Origin of the sequence: Streptomyces sp. NPDC058691 (assembly GCF_042714775.1) — a bacterium.
GTDB lineage: Bacteria > Actinomycetota > Actinomycetes > Streptomycetales > Streptomycetaceae > Actinacidiphila.
The window spans coordinates 156,913-176,287 of the sequence record NZ_JBHXSO010000009.1 but is presented as its reverse complement, the minus strand read 5'-3'; the positions used below and the strand labels follow the sequence as shown (position 1 = coordinate 176,287).

Genomic DNA, 19,375 nt, shown 5'->3' with positions numbered 1-19,375 from the left:
TACAACGAAGAAATCGCCTTCCCCACCCACGCCGAGCAATCGGCCCCCACCGCGGCTTGACAGATCAACCGCATCGGATGTCTGCCTTCGTCCCGCTCGGCGCGCCGTCCGCCGCCGCGCGCCCACCAGATAGACCCAAGGGGCATCAGGCGAGAACCGCAGTGGCTGGGGCGGCTGGCGCTTCGAGGCTTTACGCAGCCACCGTGGGGCGAGCCTCGAAGATCGGGGCCCACATCGGGCTATTGCGGGCAGGCAAGGAGCCAGCCCGATTCGCGGCCAGCGTACGGGCCCCGATCTCTCGCCCCACGGCAACTCCAGCCCAAAGCCTCTCCGCACCAGCCGCACGGTAGTGTGCCGCCGAGAAGGGCCTTGCCGTCAACGAAGGCGTGGGGTGTGGCGAAGCGGAGCAACAAACCGTGACTGGGAAAAAGCGAAACAATGGCTGGGGCTGTGTGGCCGTCCTGGCGGTGCTGGCCTGTTGGGATGCGTTCCAGGGGGTCGTGGGGGCTCTTGTACATGCACTCTGGGCCCATGACTCGCTTGACCTCGACCTCGACGGTACGTTGCAAGACCTCGTGTTCTGGGCCGGCGTGCTGGTGATCGCGTCTCTCGTTGTATGGCTTTGCGGCCTCATCGCTCACGCGCGGCAAGCGAGGCGCAAGGCTGAGCAAGCACGACAGCAGCAGCTGCATACGCTCGCAGAGCTGTTCCGTGATGTCGCCGCGCGGGGAGAATGATCCCGACCGGCAGATAGCTCCAAACTGAGGCCTCGGCGAGTCGCGCAACCGACGCTAGAGGTAGTCTTCCCGTCCGCTCGAAGCCGCTGGAGGACCCTGTGCACACCGCCGTTTTCCTGCTACGGAGCACTTTGGGCCTAGGTGGCGGTCTGATGTTCACGTGGGAGCTGAACCGCCAGGCTTCCGGGCCGGGCTGGAGGAAGCCACGGATCTTGTCCGCAGTGGCGGCTGCGTTGCTTGCCGCGCTACTGACCCTCTAGACAAGCAGCATGGCTCGCGCGGACTGAGTGTCTAACTGCGCTACAACGGCCCCGCACGTAGGCGCACAACCACGGACGCTCGCGGACAGTTCGCGCAGGTCACCGGTGCTCCGACCGCAGGTCACACAGTTGCTCCCGTTGCTTCGGGACGAAGAGGCCGCTCAGTTAGGGTGTCGACGTGACCAGCGATGCCCCCGTCTGTCCCGAGTGCGGCCAGCTCATGAAGCCCGGCGCCATGGTGCTCATCGAGCGGGAGGACGATGGCCGGCGGGTCTGCCGGTGGTTGTGGAAGTGCGCCAAGAGGCATGTGTGGTGGAAGTGGGCCGACCGGCCGGACGAGCCGTGGGAGGTCTGCCCGTGGCCGAAGCTGTTCCGCTGACATCACAACGCGCGGAGGGCTTGGATTCCCGGGCCGTCTCTGGGCCGTCCGACGGTAGCCAACGACGACAGGTGACGACAGTCGCCGACGCCCCTTCCCCTGCTCAGGGGCGGTGCTCCGAACACCGGCGCAGGTGCTCAGCCCCGAACGTCAGTTGAGGAAGTCCAGAGGTTCGGCGGAGGATGGCGGTCATGACCTCCTCGCGACCCCCGCTCAACCGCGCACTCGCGGAGTTCGGCACCACCATCTTCGCCGAGATGTCGGCGCTCGCCGCCCGCACCGGCGCGATCAACCTCGGCCAGGGATTCCCCGACACCGACGGCCCCGAGGAGGTCCGCGAGGCCGCCGTCCGCGCGCTGCGCGACGGCCGCGGCAACCAGTACCCGCCCGGCCCCGGCGTGCCCGAACTGCGGCAGGCGGTCGCCGGCCACCAGGCGCGCTTCCACGGCCTGGCGTACGACCCGGACACCGAGGTACTGGTCACCGCCGGCGCCACCGAGGGCATCGCCGCCGCCATGCTGGGCCTGCTGGAACCGGGCGACGAGGTGATCGCCTTCGAGCCCTTCTACGACTCGTACGCCGCCTGCATCGCCATGGCCGGCGCCGTCCGCGTCCCCCTCACCCTGCGCGCCCCCGGCTTCCGCCCCGACCTCGACGCGCTGCGCGACGCGATCACCCCCCGCACGCGCCTGCTGCTGCTCAACAGCCCCCACAACCCCACCGGCACGGTGCTCACCCGCGAGGAACTGACCGCCATCGCGGCACTCGTCGTCGAGCAAGACCTGCTGGTCGTCACCGACGAGGTCTACGAGCACCTGACCTACGACACCGACCACGTACCGCTCGCCGCCCTGGCCGACCGCTTCCCGGGCCTGCGCGAGCGCGTCGTGACCATCTCGTCCGCCGGCAAGACCTTCTCCTTCACCGGCTGGAAGGTCGGCTGGGTCACCGCCGCCCCGCCCCTGGTGAGCGCGGTCCGCGCGGCCAAGCAGTACCTGACGTACGTGGCCTCCGGCCCCTTCCAGTACGCCGTCGCCGAGGCGCTCGCCCTCCCCGACGCCTACTTCCGGGACTTCCGGGACGGCATGCGGCGCAAGCGCGACCTGCTCGCAGGCGGTCTGCGCGCCGCCGGATTCGAGGTCTATCAACCCCAGGGCACCTACTTCATCACCACCGACATCACCCCCTTCGGTGAGAAGGACGCCCTCGCCTTCTGCCGCGCCCTCCCCGAACGCTGCGGCGTCGTCGCCGTCCCCAACTCCGTCTTCTACGACGATCCCGACGCCGGCCGCAGCCAGGTCCGCTTCGCCTTCTGCAAACGCGACGACGTCCTCACCGAAGCGGCTTCCCGCCTCCGCAAGGCGTTCGCCGGCTGACCCGGCGTCCAGGCCCCGGCCGGAATGGCGAAAGCCCGGCCCCGCACGGCCGCCGTGGCGGTCGTGACGTCGACCGGGCTGTCACTCTCCCGCGGGACGTACCTGCTGGTCTCCGTCCCGGTGGTCCACTGACGCCCTCAAGGGCGGCGGGTCAGTCCTCGGCGTCGCCGTCTCCCTCGCCGTCCGCGGAGTCCGCGTCCTTCTCCAGCCCCAGGGCCTCGAGGATCCACTTCTCGAACTCGATCGACGCGCGCACCCAGCTGACGGTGCTGGAGACGAAGTGCTCCAGGCCGACGCCGAGGCCGATCAGCATCTGGGCCTCGCCGATCAGGCGGACGGTGCCGTCGTCGTGGGTGTGCGTGTAGACCTTCGGCCACAGGGTGCGGCGGTTCCAGTCATCGAGCGCCTCGTGCAGCTGAGGCTTGTCCTCGATGCTGTACGGGCGGTCGTAGAAGGTGCGGACCGCGAAGATCTGCTGGTCCTCCTCCCCGCGGAACATGAAGTAGGTGCGGAACTCCTCCCACGGCGCGGCGAGGTCGCCTTCCTCGTCTACGACGTACTTGAGCTCCATCTGCTCCAGCAGCTGCTTGACCAGATCCTGGTCAGGAATGACCACGTTCCCGGCAGGGCCGGGCTGGGGGTCCGGCTGGCCCCCGAAATTCGGAATCGAGGACGGGTCGATGCTCACCTTGGAGTTCCCTTCGTACGGATAACCCCATCCTCCCTCACGGCGGGCCGCGCTGTGCAAGCGCGGCCCGTCGGTCCGGCGACGCGTCGCCGGACTCAGAGAGTCTTGCCGGTGGAAGTGCCGACCAGCAGCTGGTCGCCGACCCGGTCGACCCGCACCGTGTCGCCGTCCCGGACCTCGCCGGCCAGGATCTCGCGGGCGAGCTGGTCGCCGATGGCGGTCTGCACCAGGCGGCGCAGCGGCCGGGCGCCGTACGCCGGGTCGTTGCCCTCCTCGGCCAGCCAGTCCAGCGCCTCGTCGGTGATGTCGAGGCCGATCCGGCGGTCGCGCAGCCGCAGGGCCAGGCGGTCGGTCTGCAGCCGGGCGATGTGGCGCAGTTCCTCCTTGCCGAGGGCGGTGAAGACGACGATGTCGTCCAGCCGGTTCAGGAACTCCGGCTTGAAGGAGGTGCGGACCGTCTCCAGGACGCTCTCCTTCTTCTCCTGGTCGCCCAGTACCGGGTCGACCAGGTACTGGCTGCCCAGGTTGGAGGTGAGGATGAGGATGGTGTTGCGGAAGTCGACGGTGCGGCCCTGGCCGTCGGTGAGCCTGCCGTCGTCGAGCACCTGGAGCAGCACGTCGAAGACCTCGGGATGGGCCTTCTCCACCTCGTCCAGCAGCACCACGGTGTACGGGCGGCGGCGCACGGCCTCGGTCAGCTGGCCGCCCTCCTCGTAGCCGATGTAGCCGGGAGGGGCGCCGACCAGGCGGGCGACGGAGTGCTTCTCGCCGTACTCGCTCATGTCGATGCGGACCATGGCCCGCTCGTCGTCGAAGAGGAAGTCCGCGAGCGCCTTGGCCAGCTCGGTCTTGCCGACACCGGTCGGGCCGAGGAAGAGGAATGAGCCGGTCGGCCGGTCCGGGTCGGCGATGCCGGAGCGCGAGCGGCGCACGGCGTCGGAGACCGACCGCACGGCCTCGCTCTGGCCGATCAGGCGCTTGCCGAGCTCGTCCTCCATGCGCAGCAGCTTCTGGGTCTCGCCCTCCAGCAGGCGGCCCGCCGGGATGCCGGTCCAGGCGGCGACCACGTCGGCGACGTCGTCGGGACCGACCTCCTCCTTGACCATCGTGCCCCGCTTGACGGTCGCCTCGGCCTCGGTGGCCTCGGCGAGCTCCGCCTCCAGCTTGGGCTTCTCGCCGTACATCAGCTTGGACGCGGCCTCGAAGTCGCCGTCGCGCTGGGCGCGCTCGATGCGGGTGGTCAGCTCGTCCAGGCGCTTCTTGAGCTCACCGACCCGGTTCAGGCCCTCCTTCTCCTTCTCCCAGCGGGCGGTCAGGCCGCGCAGTTCCTCGTCCTTGTCGGCGAGGTCCTTGCGCAGCTTCTCCAGCCGCTGCTTGGAGGCGGGGTCGGTCTCCTTCTCCAGCGCCATCTCCTCCATGCGGAGCCGGTCGACGGAGCGCTGCAGCTCGTCGATCTCCACGGGGGAGGAGTCGATCTCCATGCGCAGCCGCGAGGCGGCCTCGTCGACCAGGTCGATGGCCTTGTCGGGCAGGAAGCGCGCGGTGATGTAGCGGTCGGACAGGGTGGCCGAGGCGACCAGGGCGGCGTCGGCGATCTGCACCTTGTGGTGCGCCTCGTAGCGGCCCTTGAGACCGCGCAGGATCGCGATGGTGTCCTCGACGCTCGGCTCGGCGACCAGCACCTGCTGGAAGCGGCGCTCCAAGGCGGGGTCCTTCTCGATGCGCTCGCGGTACTCGTCCAGCGTGGTCGCGCCGACCATGCGCAGCTCGCCGCGGGCCAGCATCGGCTTGAGCATGTTGCCCGCGTCCATGGCGGAGTCGCCGCCCGCGCCGGCGCCGACGACGGTGTGCAGCTCGTCGATGAAGGTGACGATCCGGCCGTCGCTGGCCTTGATCTCGGCCAGGACCGCCTTCAGCCGCTCCTCGAACTCGCCGCGGTACTTCGCGCCGGCGACCATCGCGCCGAGGTCGAGGGCGACCAGGCGCTTGTTGCGCAGGCTCTCGGGCACGTCGCCCTTGACGATGCGCTGGGCCAGGCCCTCGACGACCGCCGTCTTGCCGACGCCGGGCTCGCCGATGAGGACCGGGTTGTTCTTCGTGCGCCGCGACAGCACCTGCACCACGCGCCGGATCTCGTTGTCCCGGCCGATGACCGGGTCGAGCTTGCCCTCGCGGGCGGCGGCGGTGAAATCGGTGCCGTACTTCTCCAGCGCCTTGTACGTGCCCTCGGGATCGGGTGTCGTCACGCGCTGGCCTCCCCTGATCTGTTCGAACGCGTCCTGGAGCTTCTTGCCTGTGGCACCGTACTGCGCCAGCAGCTCGCCGGTGGCCCCGCCCTTGAGGGCGATGCCGATCAGCAGGTGCTCGGTGGACACGAAGGCGTCCCCGAGTTCCTTCGCGCGTGTGGTGGCGTCCGCGATCACGGCGAGCAGCTCACGGCTCGCCTGCGGGGGCGCCACCGTGCTGCCCTGCACGCTGGGCAGTCCGCCCAGCAGCCGCTCGGCCCCGGACCGCACCGCGGCGGCGTCGGCGCCGCTCGCCGCGAGCACGTCCAGCACGCTGTCGTTCTCCGGCTGCTCCAGAAGCGCGAGCAGCAGGTGTGCGGGGGTCAGGTCCGCATGTCCCGCCGACACCGCCTTGGTGTTGGCGGCGCCCACGGCCTCCCGGCTCTTGTTGGTCAGCTCGGCGTCCACGTCCGCGTACTCCCTCTTTCCGCCCGAAACAGCAAAACTGCCTAGTCCAGCGTGAGACAAGTTGAGTCTATTCCACTCAAGGTTGGTTTCCAAGGCGGAGGCACCGCGCCACCGGGCGTCACCCACGGGTACGGCCCGCCCGGACCGCCTGTCGGCCCGTCCGCCGCGTCCGCCGCGTCCGGGTACCGTCGGTGCCATGGCCATCGACCCGCGCGATCCGGACCCCGCGTACCTCGCCTTCTGGCAGGAGTACGTCATGAGCACCCTCACCACCCACCGCCCCGACGGCACCCCGCACGTCGTGCCGGTGGGCGTGACGTACGACCCCGGGGCCGGGCTCGCCCGGGTGATCACCAACAAGGCGAGCCGCAAGGTCGCCCACGTGCTGGCCGCCGGCCCCGAGGGCGCCCGGGTCGCGGTCTGCCAGGTGGACAAGGGGCGCTGGGCGACGCTGGAGGGCGTGGCCCGGGTCAGCACCGACCCCGAGGCGGTCGCCGACGCCGTACGGCGGTACGCCGAGCGGTACGGCCGCACCCCCGCCCCCAACCCGGACCGGGTGGTCGTGGAGATCACGCTGACCCGCGCCATGGGCCGCGCCTGAGTCCCCATCGACCCTGTCGTTCCCATCCCCCGAACACCCCTGCATGCTGCATGATTGACGCTCCGGCAGATTCGGGTGGCACGAGGTACGGGGAGGTGCCCGGGGGTGGCACGGGTTGTGGGGATCGATCTGGGGACGACGTACTCCGCGGTGGCGGTGGCCGACCGGACCGGCACCGCGTCCATCGTCCGCAACCGCGAGGGGGAGAACATCACCCCGTCCGTGGTGATGTTCCAGGGCGACACCGTGGTCGTCGGCTCACAGGCCAAGCGGTCCGCGGCGACCGCGCCGGACCACGTCGTGCAGTTCGTGAAGCGCTACATGGGCGAGCCCCATCCCGTCTACACCTCCGAGTCCGGCACCCCCTTCCGCCCCGAGGAGATCTCCGCGCTGATCCTCAAGCGGCTCAAGGAGGACGCCGAGATGATGCTCGGCGAGCCGGTGGAGCGCGCCGTGATCACCGTCCCCGCGTACTTCGACGACGCCCGCCGCAAGGCCACCCAGGACGCCGGCCGGATCGCCGGCCTGGAGGTGCTGCGGATCGTCAACGAGCCGACCGCCGCCGCCCTGGCCTACGGCGTCGCCCAGGACGAGGACGAGCGCGTCGGCACCGTCCTCGTCTACGACCTGGGCGGCGGCACCTTCGACGTGACCGTGATGAAGGTCGAGGACGGCGACTACGACGTCATCGCCACCGACGGCGACCGCAACCTCGGCGGCTTCGACTGGGACGGCGCGCTGATGGAGCACCTCAACGGCGCCTTCATGGCGGCCGGGGGTCCCGATCTCACCGACGACAGCGCCACCCTCGCCGAGCTGCGCGACAAGGCGGAGATCGCCAAGCGCACGCTGTCCAACGCCCCGCAGGCCGTCGTCGTGCTCTCGGCGGGCGGCCGGCACGAGCAGATCCGCATCACGCGCGTGCGGTTCGAGGAGCTCACCGCCGAACTCCTGGACCGCACCCGCATCCTCACCGAGGGCGTCCTCGAGGAGTCCGGCCTGACCTGGAACGACATCGACAAGGTGCTGCTGGTCGGCGGCTCCACGCGGATGCCCCAGGTCCCGGCGCTGATCGAGCGGCTGTCCGGCAGGAGCGCCGAACGCGGCGTCAACCAGGACGAGGTGGTGGCGCTCGGTGCCGCGCTGATCGCCCTGGACGCCGAGGTGCGCGCCGAACAGGCCGCGGAACGCAAGAAGTACATCGGCAGCGGTGCCCACGTGGAGTCCGCCCCCGGCGACGGCCTGGCCCGGCTGACCAAGGGCCGGGTCAAGTCCATCAAGGACGTCACCTCCCAGTCGCTGGGCATGATCGCGGTGCACGACGACGTCCCCGGCTCCCCCGAGTACAACGCGGTGATCATCACGCACAACACCACCGTCCCGGCCAAGGAGAGCGACACCTTTTACACCGTCGCCGAACGGCAGACCGCGCTGCGCGTGCAGGTCACCGAGGGCGAGGGCGAGGACCTGGACTACGTGAAGGTCGTCGGCGAGAGCACGCTGAGCATCCCGCCGTACCCCCGGCACGCGCCCTTCGAGGTCTTCTACTCCTACGACGTCGACGGCATCATCCACGTCGAGGTCAAGGACGTGACCTCCGGCGAGTGGCTGGGCGAGTTCGAGGTCGAGCGCCCCGACAACCTCGGCACCGGGCAACTGGAGGAACTGAGCGACCGCGTGGCCCGCACCCCGGCGCTGTGACCGGAGCCGGAACCGGAGCCGGAGGCGCCGCGTCATGACCGCGACCGAAGTCCCCGACTACTACGCCGAGTTCGGGATCAGCACCAGCGCCACCCCGGAGGAGATCGGCAAGCACCTCGACCGCGAGCACCGCAGCTGGGCGGGCAAGGCCAGCAAGGCCCCCTCCGCCGGGAAGCGCCGCGAGGCCGAGGACAAGGTGCGGCGCGTCCTGGACGCCCGCAAGGCGCTCACCGACCCCTCCGCGCGCGCCCTGTACGACCAGAGGCTCGCCCGCGCCAAGAAGGGCGGTCCGCGGCAGCCGCCCCGGCCGGAACCGGTGCAGCCCACCCTCGGCGGCACCGTCCGCGACTGGGTCGGCGCCGCCCAGCGGCTCATCGACGCGGGCGACCTGCAGGCCGCCGCGTACGAGCTGCGCCAGGCGGTGCACCACGACGACCGCAACGCCTTCGCCTGGCGGCTGCTCGGCGCCGTCCACACCGATCTCGGCGAGTACCGGGACGCCCTCCAGGAGCACCGGCGCGCCCTGGAGCTGGAGCCCGATGACGCCGGCACGTACTACCTGGTCGGTTCCGTCTACACCGCCCTCGGCGACCGCGGCACCGCTCTGACCTGGTACATGAAGGCCGCCACCCTCGCCCCCGGCGATCTGGAGACCGAGATCGCCATCGGCGACGGGCTGTACGCCGCCTCGTCCTTCGACGAGGCCCTGAGCTGGTACGAAAAAGCCCTGGGGGAGAGCCCCGGGCACGCCGGGCTGCGCAACCAGATCGCCCGCATCTGGTCGCTGCGCGCGGAGGGCGCGATGGTCACGCACCCGTACACCCGGCGGCTGGTCGTCGCCGCCGAGGATGCCGCGCAGCGGGTGCTGCACTGCGTCGACCAGGGACTGGCCGTCCACCCCGGCGACCCGGAGCTGGTGGGGCGGCTGGAGTTCTTCGGCGGGCTCGCGCGCGACGCCCTGCGCAAGACCTGGCACTGGCGCGGCAGCATGCTCGCGGTCCTCGTCGCCGGCGTGCTGCTGGCGTTCGCCGCCGGCGGCCGCGGGAGCAACCTGTACAGCGTGCTGATACTGGCCGCCGTCGCCGCGTTCCTCGCCTGGCTCGGCTACCGGCCCCGCTGGTTCCACACCCGCAAGTCCCTTCCCCGGCACGCCCGCGACCCGCAGCGACAGCAGCAGCCCTGGAGCAACGTATGAGCACTCCGCCGCCGGTCCCCGCCTTGCCGCCGGTCCCGTCCGCGCCGCCCGTGCCGTCCGCGGTCCCCATGCCGCCGGAGGCCGTCGCGGCGGAGCCGGTGCCGCAAGCGGCGCCGCCGCCGTCCTCCCCCGACCCGTTCGCGATCGTCGCCGACGCCGTGGACGGGCTCCGGGAGGAAATGGCCGCGCTCGGCGACCAGTTCCGCCGCAGGCTGCTCAACGACCGCGAGGGGCGGCGCGGTCTGGACGAACTACGCGCCGAGCTGGACCACACCCGCAAGGCCGCCGAAGGCCGCCTGATGCAGCCCCTGCTCTACGACCTGGTGCTCCTCCTGGACCGCATCGACCGCCACCCCGGCATCGACGGCGGCTTCGCCGACTCCGTCGGGGCCGAACTCCTCACCGTCCTGGAGAAGTACGGCATGACCCGCATCCCGGTCGCCGCCGGCCGCTTCGACCCCGGCCACCAGGAGGCCGTCGGCACCGTCCCCGCGCCCCGGCCAGAACTCGCGGGCGAGGTGGCCGAGGTGGTCCGGCACGGCTACCGCGTCGGCGAACGCGTCGTCCGCCCCCAGCAGGTCCGCGTCCACGCGGCCCCCTGACGGCCCGGGAGTCCCGCATGCCCAAGACCTTGCAGCTGCGCACGTACACCATCAAGCCGGACGCGCTCGACGCCTGGCTCGCGCTGTGGCACACCGAGATCGTCCCGCTGCGCCGGGCGCACGGCTTCGAGATCGGCCAGGCCTGGGTGGACCGGGAGCGCAGCCAGTTCGTCTGGCTGATCGGCTACGCCGGCGTGGACGGCTTCGCCGCCGCCAACGCCCGCTACTGGAACAGCCCCGAGCGCGAGCGGATGGCGCTGCAGCCGGAGGACTACCTCGTGCGCAGCGAGGTCCGCGACGTCGAACCGGCCTGAGCCGCGGCCCACACCGCCACCGCCGCCCACAGCGGCAGCCACGCGGCCGCCAGCAGCGCCCCGGCGCCGAGCGCCGCGCCGCCCACGGTCACCTCGCGGCGCCGGGCCCACACGGACCCGACGCCGCCCACGACGAGCAGCGCCGCGACCACCGGGACCGGCACCAGGTCCGCGTACCGCGGCACCTCCTCCAGTCCGTACGCGGCCACCCCGAGGCTCACCAGGGCGAGCGCCAGGGCGCCCATGACCCACCACGGCCCCTCGCGGTCCGAGGCCAGCCGCAGCGCGGCCCACATCGCCACCGTGGCCATGGCCACGTCCAGCCCTTCGGAGCCCCACGCCAACGCGTGGGGCACCGCCCCGGCCACCATCCCGACGGCCAGACCCACCACCACACCTGTCCACAGCGCTCCACGTGACATATCCCGCGTCTTCCCCGCCCCGCCCCCCACACGCCTCACCGGCCCGCCCCCGCCACCCCTTCGGCGTCACGCCCCGGGCCCGCAGGACACGGCATGATCACGGACGCCTGACGCCCCTGGGCACAGACGTTCGGGCGTGTCAGGATTTTGCTCCTCAAGGAGGGACCTTTGACCACGCGCATACGGACGACCGCCACCGCGCTCGTCCTCGCCACGGCGGCCGCGGGCCTCGCACTGCCCGCCGGCACCGCCCACGCCGCCACCACCTGCAAGACCGGTGAGTGGACGGCCACGTACTACGCCAACACCACGTTCAAGGGCACCCCGAAGAAGACCGCCTGCGACGCCTCGATCAGCGAGAACTACGGCACCGGGGACCCCGCGGGGGTGACGCTGCCCAAGGACAACTTCGGCGTCCGCTGGAGCCTCACCCGCGACTTCGGCTCCGGTGGCCCGTTCGCCTTCACCGCCGCGACCCGCGACGGCATCCGGGTGTACCTCGACGGCACCCGCAAGATCGACCTCTGGAAGGACGTCAGCACCACCCAGAACAAGGCCCTCAACCTCACCGTCCCCAAGGGCAAGCACACCCTGCGGGTCGACTTCGCGGCCTTCAAGGGCAGCGCCAACGTCAAGTTCACGTACGCGCCGCGCACGACGGCGTCGGTCGACAAGACCAAGCCGCTGACGCCGACCGGGCTGAAGGCCCCGGCCAGCGGGCACGCGTTCGTCCTCGCGTGGGCCAAGGGCGCGGAGATGGACCTGGCCGGTTACCGGGTCTACCGGCGCATCGGCACCGGCTCATGGACCCGGATCAGCGGCAGCGCGCTCCTGACCACGCCGTCCTACCGCGACGTGCCGGCCGCCACGGGGGCGAAGTACTCCTACGCGGTCACCTCCGTCGACAAGGCGGGCAACGCCTCCGCCATGTCCGCCGCGGTCACGGTCACCTCGATCGACGAGCAGGCCCCGGCCGCGCCGACCGGCCTGAAGGTCGTGGCCACCGCCGACGGCAAGGGCTACGCGCTCACCTGGAAGGCGATCGCGGACGCGGCGAAGTACCGGGTGTACCGGGCGACGTCGGCGACCGGCCCCTGGACGGCCCTCGGCACCCCGTCGGCCCCGTCGTACACGGACACCACGGCGGCCGCCAAGACGACGTACGTCTATGCCGTCGCCGCGCAGGACGCCGCCGGCAACCTCTCGGGCAAGTCCGCGGCCGCGGGCGCGGCCCCGCTGGTGATCCGGCCGGACGCACCCCGTGATGTGGCGGCGGCCGCCGTCGGGAGCTTCGTCGGCGTCAAGCTGACGTGGAGCCTCCCCCGTGCTCAGGTCGTCGGAACGTACACGGTGTACCGCTCGACCACCTCGCCGGTGGACCCGGCCACCGCGACCCCCGTCGACTGCACGGTCCATTACGAGGGCAACCTCGGAGCGGACCCTGCCCGGTACAGCTGCACCGACAGCAGCATGTCGCTGCGGCGCGGCGTGACGTACCACTACGCCGTCACCCAGACCGCCGACGACGTCACTTCGGTCCTCTCCAACGAGGCCGCCATCACCCTGCCTGGCGACGAGATCCCGCCGGCCCTGGTCTCCGGCCTGACCGCCGAGCCGACCGAGTACGGGGTGCGTCTGCACTGGAACCCCAACACCGAGCCGGACCTGGCCCGTTACACGGTCTACCGCGGCGAGGTGTACGAGGACGAAGGACAGCGGGTCTGCCTCGGCCACGCGGTCGAGTGGCTGGGCCCGGATGCCACCGGGTACCTCGCCGAGCGGCTGCCCGACGGCGAGCAGGGCTGCTACTTCGTCGACGCCGAGGACACCTGGGGCAACTCCCGCTTCCTGTCCGACGAGGGGGTGTCCGTGGTGGAGTTCACCGAACTCGACCTGACCCCGTCCGTCGAGACCCCCGAGGGCTCGCCCGTGCAGCCGGCCGCCGAGGACGTGGCCGACGGCGTACGGCTGAGCTGGAATGAGGTGGCCGACGCCGTCGGTTACCGCGTCTACCGCTGGGACCGCTTCGCCGGCCGCTACGAGAGCCTGACGCCGGACCCGGTGACGGGCACGGCCTGGAAGGACACCACCGCGCCCCGTGGCACCACCCACTACTACCGGGTGACCGCCGTGGACGCGGACGGCACGGAGTCCGCGCCGGGCGGGGCCTACGCGATCCTGGCCCCGTAGCACCTCGGCAGCGCAGCAAAGAGGCGGGCCTTGCGATAATCGCAAGGCCCGCCTTACTCTGTAGGCATGGACCCGTATGTCATCGAACGAGTGCGCACCGTGATGGACGCGGCCGCGATGACCAAGGCCGCCTTCGCCCGGTCCGTCGGGCTCACGCCCGACAAGCTGTCGAAGTCGCTGAGCGGGGTGCGCCGCCTCACCTCGCTCGACCTGGCGCTCATCGCCGAGGCGGGCGGCACGACCGTGGACTGGCTGCTGACCGGCAACGAGCCGCTGCGTCCCGCCCTCGCGGCCCGGACGCGCAGCGACACCGCGCCCGATCCGGCCGGGACCGCGGAGGTCACGGCCCGGTTCGCGGCCGCCTACGAGGTACTGGAACTGCTCGGCCGGTCAGGGGAGCTGCCCGCCGTGCCGGAGGCTGACCCCGCGCTGGAGCGGTACGCGGCGCAGGGTGAGCGGCTGGCGGAGGAGGCGCGGGAACGGCTGCCCGCGGCGGAACTGGAGACGGACGAACTGATCGCCGCGGTCGAGGAGCGCTTCGGGGTGGACGTGGCCATCACCGGTCTTCCCCAGGCTGTGGACGGACTCGCCTGGCAGACCGACACCTTCCGCCTCGTCCTCGTCGCGCCCACCGATCTGTGGACGCGGCAGCGCTTCACCCTGGCCCACGAGCTCTGCCACATCCTCGCCAGGGACGCCCGCAGCGTCGTCGTGGAGTCCCATGTCGCCCCAGGCCGGCAGAAGGACCTGGCCGAAGTGCGGGCCAACGTCTTCGCCTCGCATCTGCTGATGCCCGCCCGGGAGTTGACGGAGGCCGCCGCCGCGGAGGGGGAGTTGACGGACAGCGCCTTCGAGCGGCTGGTCGTCCGCTTCCGGGTGTCACCGAGCGCGCTGGCCGCGCGACTGCACCAGCTCGGCCTGATCGACGCCGTACGCCGCAAGCATCTGCGCGCCCTGACCACCGAGTCGTGCCATCTGCTCGCGGGCGCCGGTGACGAGTACCAGCGGCAGGCGTCCCGGGCCTCGGCGGAGCGCTTCCCGCCGCGTCTGGCCTCGGAGTTGTACAAGGCCTATCGGGACGGGGAGACGACGCTGCGCCCGCTGGCCGCTCTGCTGGACACGGAGGTGGAACGGCTGCACGACCTGCTGGCCCCCGAACCCGACGAACCCGCGCCCGGCAACGGCACCAGCACCGCAGGCGGCACCGATCAACAGGACGCGGAAGAAGGGGACCTGGTCTTCCAGCCATGACCGCCTGGTGGTTCCCGGACAACACCGTCCTGTGCAACTTCGCCGCCGTCGACCGGATGCTCCTGCTGGAGAAGGTGCTGGACGGCCGCGGCCGCTGGACCCAGGCCGTCGCCTACGAGGCCGCCCGCTCCGCGCGGTTCCTGCCGCGGCTGGCCGGGCTGGCCGAGGCCGGCTGGCTGGGGGAGCCCGTGGAGATCACCGAGGGCGACGAGCTGCGGGAGGTCGACCGGCTGCGCCGCGCGGTCTTCGGCGGCCCGGCGAACGCGCCGACCCGGCATCTCGGGGAGGCCGAGACCTGCGTACTGATCACCCGGCGGCGCGAGTTCCGCGGCTCGGTGTGGATCACCGACGACCGTTCCGCCCGCAACTTCACGCGCCGGCGCGGGATCACCACGAAGGAGACCTTCGACCTGATGCGGGACGCGTGCGCCGACGGGCTCATCCCCGCGGCGGAGGGCCACCGCCTGCTGCACGCCATGATCGCCTCGGGGCGCCATCTGCACCGCGTGTCGCTGGGGCCCGCCGACCTGCTCTCGTAGCGGAGCGCCTCGCCCGCGGCTACTCGGGCCGCTTGGCGGGCCGCCACACCACCAGCGCCGAGGTCTGCTGCACGTCCTGGTACGGCACCAGGTCGCGCCGGTAGGAGGCGTGGACGGCCGCCTCGCGCTGCTGCATGGCCGCCGCGGCGCCGTCGACGGCGGCCGCCAGTTCGGCCACCCGCGACTGCAGCGCCGCGACCTGGTTCTCCAGTTCGATAATGCGCTTGATGCCCGCGAGGTTGATGCCCTCGTCCTGCGAGAGACGCTGCACCTCGCGCAGCAGCTCGATGTCGCGGGCCGAGTAGCGGCGGCCCCGCCCGGCCGTGCGGTCGGGCGAGACCAGGCCGAGCCGGTCGTACTGCCGGAGGGTCTGAGGGTGCAGGCCGGAGAGCTGAGCCGCCACCGAGATGACGTAGACGGGGGACTCGTCCGTCAGCTCGTACGGGTTGCGACCCCGTCCGCCCCGCATGCCGCCGCTCATGCTCATCGGCTCAGACTCCCTTCGCGGCCTTGAACAGCTCTGCCCGCGGATCGATGTCCGCAGTCGCCTCCCGGTACGCCTCCAGGGCGTCCAGCGCCTTGCCCTCGGTGGCCGCCGGAACGGCGACCTCGACGGTGACCAGCAGATCGCCGTGCGTGCCGTCCTTGCGGACGGCACCCTTGCCACGCGCCCGCAGCGTACGCCCGTTGGGCGTGCCCGGGGGCAACTTCAGGGTGACCGGGGGACCGCCGAGCGTCGGGACCTTGATGTCGCCGCCGAGAGCCGCCTCCGTGAAGGAGACGGGCACCACGACGGTGAGGTTGTCGCCCTTGCGGCCGAAGACCGGGTGGGCGTCGACGTGCACGGTCACATACAGGTCGCCGCCCGGGCCGCCGCGCTCGCCGGGGGCGCCCTTGCCGCGCAGCCGGATGCGCTGCCCGTCGGTGACGCCGGCCGGGATGCGCACCTGCATGGTGCGCGCCGAGCGGGCCCGGCCGCTGCCGCCGCAGACCTCGCAGGGGTCCTGCGCGATGAGGCCGCGGCCCTTGCAGTCCACGCAGGGGTCGGTCAGCGAGAAACCGCCGCCGCCACCGCGCGAGACCTGGCCGGTGCCGACACAGGTCGGGCACACCCGCGGCGTGCCGTTCTTGTCGCCGGTGCCGGAACAGGCCTTGCAGGGAGCCTGGCTGGTCATCTTGAGCGGAACCGTGGCACCGTCCACCGCCTCGGTGAACTTCAGCGTCACCTCGGTCTCGATGTCCTGGCCGCGCCGGGGCTGCGTACGGGTCGTCGCGCCGCCCCGGTTGAACAGACCGCCGAACACGTCTCCCAGGCCGCCGCCGAAGCCGCCGCCCTGGGGCGGCGCGCCGGCACCGCCGGCGCCGCCGAAGAGGTCGCCGAGGTCGAAGCCGAACCCGCCCGCGCCGGCCGGGCCGGTGCGGAAGCCGCCGTTGCCGAAGAGGGCGCGGCCCTCGTCGTACTCCTTGCGGCGCTTGGGGTCGGACAGCACGTCATTCGCCTCGGAGATCTCCTTGAAGCGCTCCTCGGCCTTGGCGTCGCCCTTGTTGGCGTCCGGGTGGAACTCGCGGGCGAGCTTCCGGTACGCCTTCTTGATCTCCGCCTCGGTGGCGTCCTTCGGGACGCCGAGGACCTTGTAGAGATCCTTCTCGAACAAATCCCTGCTGATGCTCATCCCCGGCGTCCCTCCTTCCGTGCCTTCCGTGGCTTCCGTGCGCGAGTCACGTCAGCCCTGTTCCGGGCCACCGTTCTCCTCGTCCGCCGGATCGGCGTTGCCCTGCGCGCCCTGTGTGCCCGGCTGGGGCTCGGCGACCGCCACCCGCGCGGGGCGGATGGTGCGCTCACCGAAGCGATACCCGGGCTGCAGGATCTGCACGCAGGTCGTCTGCGCGACGTCCGGTGAGTAACTGTGCATCAGTGCCTCGTGCACCAGCGGGTCGAAGGGCTCGCCCTCCTTGCCGAACTGCTGGAGGCCCAGCTTGGCGGCCACCGTCTCCAGGGACTCGCCGACCGACTTGAAGCCGCCGACCAGTTCCTTGTGGTCCCTGGCCCGGCCGATGTCGTCGAGCACCGGAAGCAGTTCGGTGAGCAGATTGGCGATCGCGACCTCGCGGACGGCGATGCGGTCCCGCTCCACCCGGCGGCGGTAGTTCTGGTACTCCGCCTGGAGCCGCTGCAGGTCCGCCGTGCGCTCACCGAGCGCCGTGCGCACCTGGTCCAGCTGCGCCTGCAGAGCGACCGTGGCGTTCGCGTCCCCGGCCGGGGCCGCCGGGGCCGCCTGCTCGGCGGACCCGGCGCCCGGTGCCGTGTCGCCCGCGGAGTCCGCGGACGACGCGGAACCGGCCTCGGCAGAGGGGACGTCAGGCTCCTGCTCGAAGCCCGGGGTCTCCTCCGTCACGCGGCACCGTCCTTCTTGTCCTCGTCGACGATCTCGGCGTCGACGACGTCGTCGTCGGCCTGGGCACCGCCCGCGGCACCGGCGGCACCGGCCGCGCCACCCTCGGCCTGGGCGTTGGCGTAGAGCGCCTGGCCCAGCTTCTGGGAGGTGGCGGCGACCTTCTCGGTGGCCTCGCGGATGGCGGCGGAGTCCTCGCCCTTCAGCTTCTCCTTCAGGTCCGCGACAGCCGCCTCGACCTCGGTCTTGACGTCACCGGGGACCTTGTCCTCGTTGTCCTTGAGGAACTTCTCGGTCTGGTAGACCAGCTGCTCGGCCTGGTTGCGGGTCTCGGCGGACTCGCGGCGCTTGTGGTCCTCCTCCGCGTACTGCTCGGCCTCGCGCATCATGCGGTCGATGTCGTCCTTCGGCAGCGCGGAGCCACCGGTGACGGTCATGCGCTGCTCCTTGCCGGTACCGAGGTCCTTGGCGGAGACGTGCATGATGCCGTTGGCGTCGATGTCGAAGGCGACCTCGATCTGCGGGATGCCGCGCGGCGCCGGCGGAAGGCCGGTGAGCTCGAACATGCCGAGCTTCTTGTTGTACGCGGCGATCTCGCGCTCACCCTGGTAGACCTGGATCTGGACCGACGGCTGGTTGTCCTCGGCCGTGGTGAAGATCTCGGAGCGCTTGGTCGGGATCGTGGTGTTGCGCTCGATCAGCTTGGTCATGATGCCGCCCTTGGTCTCGATACCGAGGGACAGCGGGGTGACGTCGAGCAGCAGGACGTCCTTGACCTCGCCCTTGAGCACACCGGCCTGGAGCGCGGCGCCGATGGCCACGACCTCGTCCGGGTTCACGCCCTTGTTGGCGTCCTGACCGCCGGTCAGCTCCTTGACGAGCTCGGCGACGGCCGGCATGCGGGTGGAGCCACCGACGAGGACGACGTGGTCGATCTCGGAGAGCTGGATGCCCGCGTCCTTGATCACGTTGTGGAACGGGATCTTGCAGCGCTCCAGCAGGTCCGCGGACAGCTGCTGGAACTGGGCGCGGGTGAGCTTCTCGTCCAGGTGCAGCGGGCCCTCGGCGGACGCCGTGATGTAGGGCAGGTTGATCGAGGTCTCGGTGGACGAGGACAGCTCGATCTTCGCCTTCTCGGCGGCCTCGCGCAGACGCTGCAGCGCCATCTTGTCCTTGGACAGGTCCACGCCGTGACCCGAGGCGAACTGCTTCACCAGGAAGTCGACGATGCGCTGGTCCCAGTCGTCACCACCGAGGTGGTTGTCGCCGTTGGTGGCCTTCACCTCGACGACGCCGTCGCCGATCTCCAGCAGCGAGACGTCGAAGGTGCCGCCACCGAGGTCGAAGACGAGGATGGTCTGGTCGTCCTTGTCCAGGCCGTACGCCAGGGCGGCGGCCGTGGGCTCGTTGACGATGCGCAGGACGTTGAGGCCCGCGATCTCGCCGGCCTCCTTGGTGGCCTGGCGCTCGGAGTCGTTGAAGTACGCCGGGACGGTGATGACCGCGTCGGTCACCTTCTCGCCCAGGTAGGCCTCGGCGTCACGCTTCAGCTTCTGCAGGATGAAGGCGCTCATCTGCTGCGGGTTGAAGTCCTTGCCGTCCAGGTTGATCCGCCAGTCGGTGCCCATGTGGCGCTTGACCGACCGGACGGTCCTGTCGACGTTGGTGACGGCCTGCCGCTTGGCGACCTCGCCGACGAGAACCTCACCGTTCTTCGCGAAGGCGACGACGGACGGCGTGGTCCTGGCACCCTCGGCGTTGGTGATGACGGTGGGCTCGCCGCCTTCGAGAACGCTGACGACGGAGTTAGTCGTGCCCAGGTCGATGCCGACCGCACGTGCCATGGTGAAACCCTCCAACTGCCTACTTGAGTGGAACAGACTCAAGAGTGCCGGACGGTTTCCCCGCTGTCAACAGACCTGAGTCATGGCCACTCAACTTTAGCGCTGACCATACGCGCATGGCCACCCACGCAGCGCGATCACGGCCCGTCGCACCCCGGCGCGACCCCCACCAAGGCGGCCCTCAGCGACA

Annotated in this window: 18 protein-coding genes; 11 read left to right on the top strand and 7 right to left on the bottom strand. The window is 71.2% G+C overall.

What is annotated here, in order from left to right:
• The first annotated feature begins 416 nt into the window (after positions 1-416).
• From ACFWVC_RS09410 to ACFWVC_RS09400, 3 genes are all read left to right on the top strand, one after another.
• A complete protein-coding gene (locus tag ACFWVC_RS09410) occupies positions 417-737 on the top strand; it encodes a hypothetical protein (RefSeq protein WP_384280889.1) in 321 nt (106 codons plus the stop codon).
• A 438-nt stretch (positions 738-1,175) separates the two neighbouring features.
• Positions 1,176-1,376: a dehydrogenase gene (locus tag ACFWVC_RS09405; RefSeq protein ID WP_384280887.1), complete on the top strand. Its 201-nt coding sequence runs from the start codon at positions 1,176-1,178 to the stop codon at positions 1,374-1,376.
• A 182-nt stretch (positions 1,377-1,558) separates the two neighbouring features.
• Positions 1,559-2,752, top strand: a complete 1,194-nt coding sequence (locus ACFWVC_RS09400) for a pyridoxal phosphate-dependent aminotransferase (RefSeq protein ID WP_384280886.1) — start codon at positions 1,559-1,561, stop codon at positions 2,750-2,752.
• Between the two features lie 151 nt (positions 2,753-2,903).
• Here the strand turns inward: ACFWVC_RS09400 and ACFWVC_RS09395 are convergent, their stop codons facing one another.
• Together ACFWVC_RS09395 and clpB are read right to left on the bottom strand one after the other, a co-directional pair.
• The gene (locus ACFWVC_RS09395) at positions 2,904-3,440 is read right to left on the bottom strand and encodes a YbjN domain-containing protein (protein WP_384280884.1); all 537 of its coding nucleotides are present in this window, start codon (positions 3,438-3,440) and stop codon (positions 2,904-2,906) included.
• Positions 3,441-3,535: 95 nt separating this feature from the next.
• The gene (clpB, locus tag ACFWVC_RS09390; RefSeq protein ID WP_384280882.1) at positions 3,536-6,133 is read right to left on the bottom strand and encodes an ATP-dependent chaperone ClpB; all 2,598 of its coding nucleotides are present in this window, start codon (positions 6,131-6,133) and stop codon (positions 3,536-3,538) included.
• 196 nt (positions 6,134-6,329) lie between these two features.
• Here clpB and ACFWVC_RS09385 point away from each other — a divergent pair, with 196 nt between their 5' ends.
• From ACFWVC_RS09385 to ACFWVC_RS09365, 5 genes are all read left to right on the top strand, one after another.
• Positions 6,330-6,734, top strand: coding sequence for a pyridoxamine 5'-phosphate oxidase family protein (locus tag ACFWVC_RS09385; RefSeq protein WP_384280881.1), 405 nt, complete (start codon positions 6,330-6,332; stop codon positions 6,732-6,734).
• Between the two features lie 105 nt (positions 6,735-6,839).
• Positions 6,840-8,435, top strand: a complete 1,596-nt coding sequence (locus ACFWVC_RS09380) for an Hsp70 family protein (RefSeq protein WP_384280879.1) — start codon at positions 6,840-6,842, stop codon at positions 8,433-8,435.
• A 34-nt stretch (positions 8,436-8,469) separates the two neighbouring features.
• A complete protein-coding gene (locus tag ACFWVC_RS09375; RefSeq protein ID WP_384280877.1) occupies positions 8,470-9,630 on the top strand; it encodes a tetratricopeptide repeat protein in 1,161 nt (386 codons plus the stop codon).
• Complete coding sequence (gene grpE / locus ACFWVC_RS09370) at positions 9,627-10,232, top strand: nucleotide exchange factor GrpE (RefSeq protein WP_384280875.1); 606 nt, start codon at positions 9,627-9,629, stop codon at positions 10,230-10,232. Before ACFWVC_RS09375 ends, grpE (ACFWVC_RS09370) begins: the two co-directional genes overlap by 4 nt.
• A gap of 17 nt (positions 10,233-10,249) precedes the next feature.
• Complete coding sequence (locus ACFWVC_RS09365) at positions 10,250-10,546, top strand: NIPSNAP family protein (protein ID WP_384280873.1); 297 nt, start codon at positions 10,250-10,252, stop codon at positions 10,544-10,546.
• Here the strand turns inward: ACFWVC_RS09365 and ACFWVC_RS09360 are convergent.
• A complete protein-coding gene (locus tag ACFWVC_RS09360) occupies positions 10,504-10,968 on the bottom strand; it encodes a hypothetical protein (protein WP_384280872.1) in 465 nt (154 codons plus the stop codon). The two genes, ACFWVC_RS09365 and ACFWVC_RS09360, sit on opposite strands and share 43 nt — an antisense overlap.
• Before the next feature lie 168 nt (positions 10,969-11,136).
• Between ACFWVC_RS09360 and ACFWVC_RS09355 the strand changes: the two genes are divergently transcribed.
• From ACFWVC_RS09355 to ACFWVC_RS09345, 3 genes are all read left to right on the top strand, one after another.
• The gene (locus tag ACFWVC_RS09355) at positions 11,137-13,158 is read left to right on the top strand and encodes a PA14 domain-containing protein (protein WP_384280870.1); all 2,022 of its coding nucleotides are present in this window, start codon (positions 11,137-11,139) and stop codon (positions 13,156-13,158) included.
• Positions 13,159-13,224: 66 nt separating this feature from the next.
• Positions 13,225-14,409 carry an ImmA/IrrE family metallo-endopeptidase gene (locus tag ACFWVC_RS09350; RefSeq protein WP_384280869.1) on the top strand — a complete coding sequence of 395 codons (1,185 nt, stop codon included), beginning with the start codon at positions 13,225-13,227 and terminating at the stop codon, positions 14,407-14,409.
• Positions 14,406-14,948: a hypothetical protein gene (locus tag ACFWVC_RS09345; RefSeq protein ID WP_384280868.1), complete on the top strand. Its 543-nt coding sequence runs from the start codon at positions 14,406-14,408 to the stop codon at positions 14,946-14,948. The genes ACFWVC_RS09350 and ACFWVC_RS09345 overlap by 4 nt, the downstream gene beginning before the upstream one ends.
• A 19-nt stretch (positions 14,949-14,967) precedes the next feature.
• On the opposite strand, the gene ACFWVC_RS09340 is transcribed toward ACFWVC_RS09345, so the two are convergent.
• The 4 genes from ACFWVC_RS09340 to dnaK are packed head-to-tail and all read right to left on the bottom strand — an operon-like array spanning position 14,968 to position 19,185.
• Positions 14,968-15,435: a heat shock protein transcriptional repressor HspR gene (locus ACFWVC_RS09340; protein WP_384280865.1), complete on the bottom strand. Its 468-nt coding sequence runs from the start codon at positions 15,433-15,435 to the stop codon at positions 14,968-14,970.
• 4 nt (positions 15,436-15,439) lie between these two features.
• On the bottom strand, positions 15,440-16,621 hold the full coding sequence (gene dnaJ, locus ACFWVC_RS09335) for a molecular chaperone DnaJ (protein ID WP_384280861.1): 1,182 nt from the start codon (positions 16,619-16,621) through the stop codon (positions 15,440-15,442).
• 51 nt (positions 16,622-16,672) lie between these two features.
• Positions 16,673-17,344 carry a nucleotide exchange factor GrpE gene (gene grpE, locus ACFWVC_RS09330; protein ID WP_384280858.1) on the bottom strand — a complete coding sequence of 224 codons (672 nt, stop codon included), beginning with the start codon at positions 17,342-17,344 and terminating at the stop codon, positions 16,673-16,675.
• Complete coding sequence (gene dnaK / locus ACFWVC_RS09325) at positions 17,341-19,185, bottom strand: molecular chaperone DnaK (protein WP_384280856.1); 1,845 nt, start codon at positions 19,183-19,185, stop codon at positions 17,341-17,343. The genes grpE (ACFWVC_RS09330) and dnaK overlap by 4 nt, the downstream gene beginning before the upstream one ends.
• Between the last annotated feature and the right edge of the window lie 190 nt (positions 19,186-19,375).

Coding starts and splice junctions, on each gene's coding strand:
- ACFWVC_RS09400 (WP_384280886.1), top strand. CDS start 1,559: ATGGCGGTCATGACCTCCTCGCGACCCCCGCTCAACCGCGCACTCGCG.
- ACFWVC_RS09385 (WP_384280881.1), top strand. CDS start 6,330: ATGGCCATCGACCCGCGCGATCCGGACCCCGCGTACCTCGCCTTCTGG.
- ACFWVC_RS09375 (WP_384280877.1), top strand. CDS start 8,470: ATGACCGCGACCGAAGTCCCCGACTACTACGCCGAGTTCGGGATCAGC.
- grpE (WP_384280875.1), top strand. CDS start 9,627: ATGAGCACTCCGCCGCCGGTCCCCGCCTTGCCGCCGGTCCCGTCCGCG.
- ACFWVC_RS09365 (WP_384280873.1), top strand. CDS start 10,250: ATGCCCAAGACCTTGCAGCTGCGCACGTACACCATCAAGCCGGACGCG.
- ACFWVC_RS09360 (WP_384280872.1), bottom strand. CDS start 10,968: ATGTCACGTGGAGCGCTGTGGACAGGTGTGGTGGTGGGTCTGGCCGTC.
- ACFWVC_RS09350 (WP_384280869.1), top strand. CDS start 13,225: ATGGACCCGTATGTCATCGAACGAGTGCGCACCGTGATGGACGCGGCC.
- ACFWVC_RS09345 (WP_384280868.1), top strand. CDS start 14,406: ATGACCGCCTGGTGGTTCCCGGACAACACCGTCCTGTGCAACTTCGCC.
- ACFWVC_RS09340 (WP_384280865.1), bottom strand. CDS start 15,435: ATGAGCATGAGCGGCGGCATGCGGGGCGGACGGGGTCGCAACCCGTAC.
- dnaJ (WP_384280861.1), bottom strand. CDS start 16,621: ATGAGCATCAGCAGGGATTTGTTCGAGAAGGATCTCTACAAGGTCCTC.
- dnaK (WP_384280856.1), bottom strand. CDS start 19,185: ATGGCACGTGCGGTCGGCATCGACCTGGGCACGACTAACTCCGTCGTC.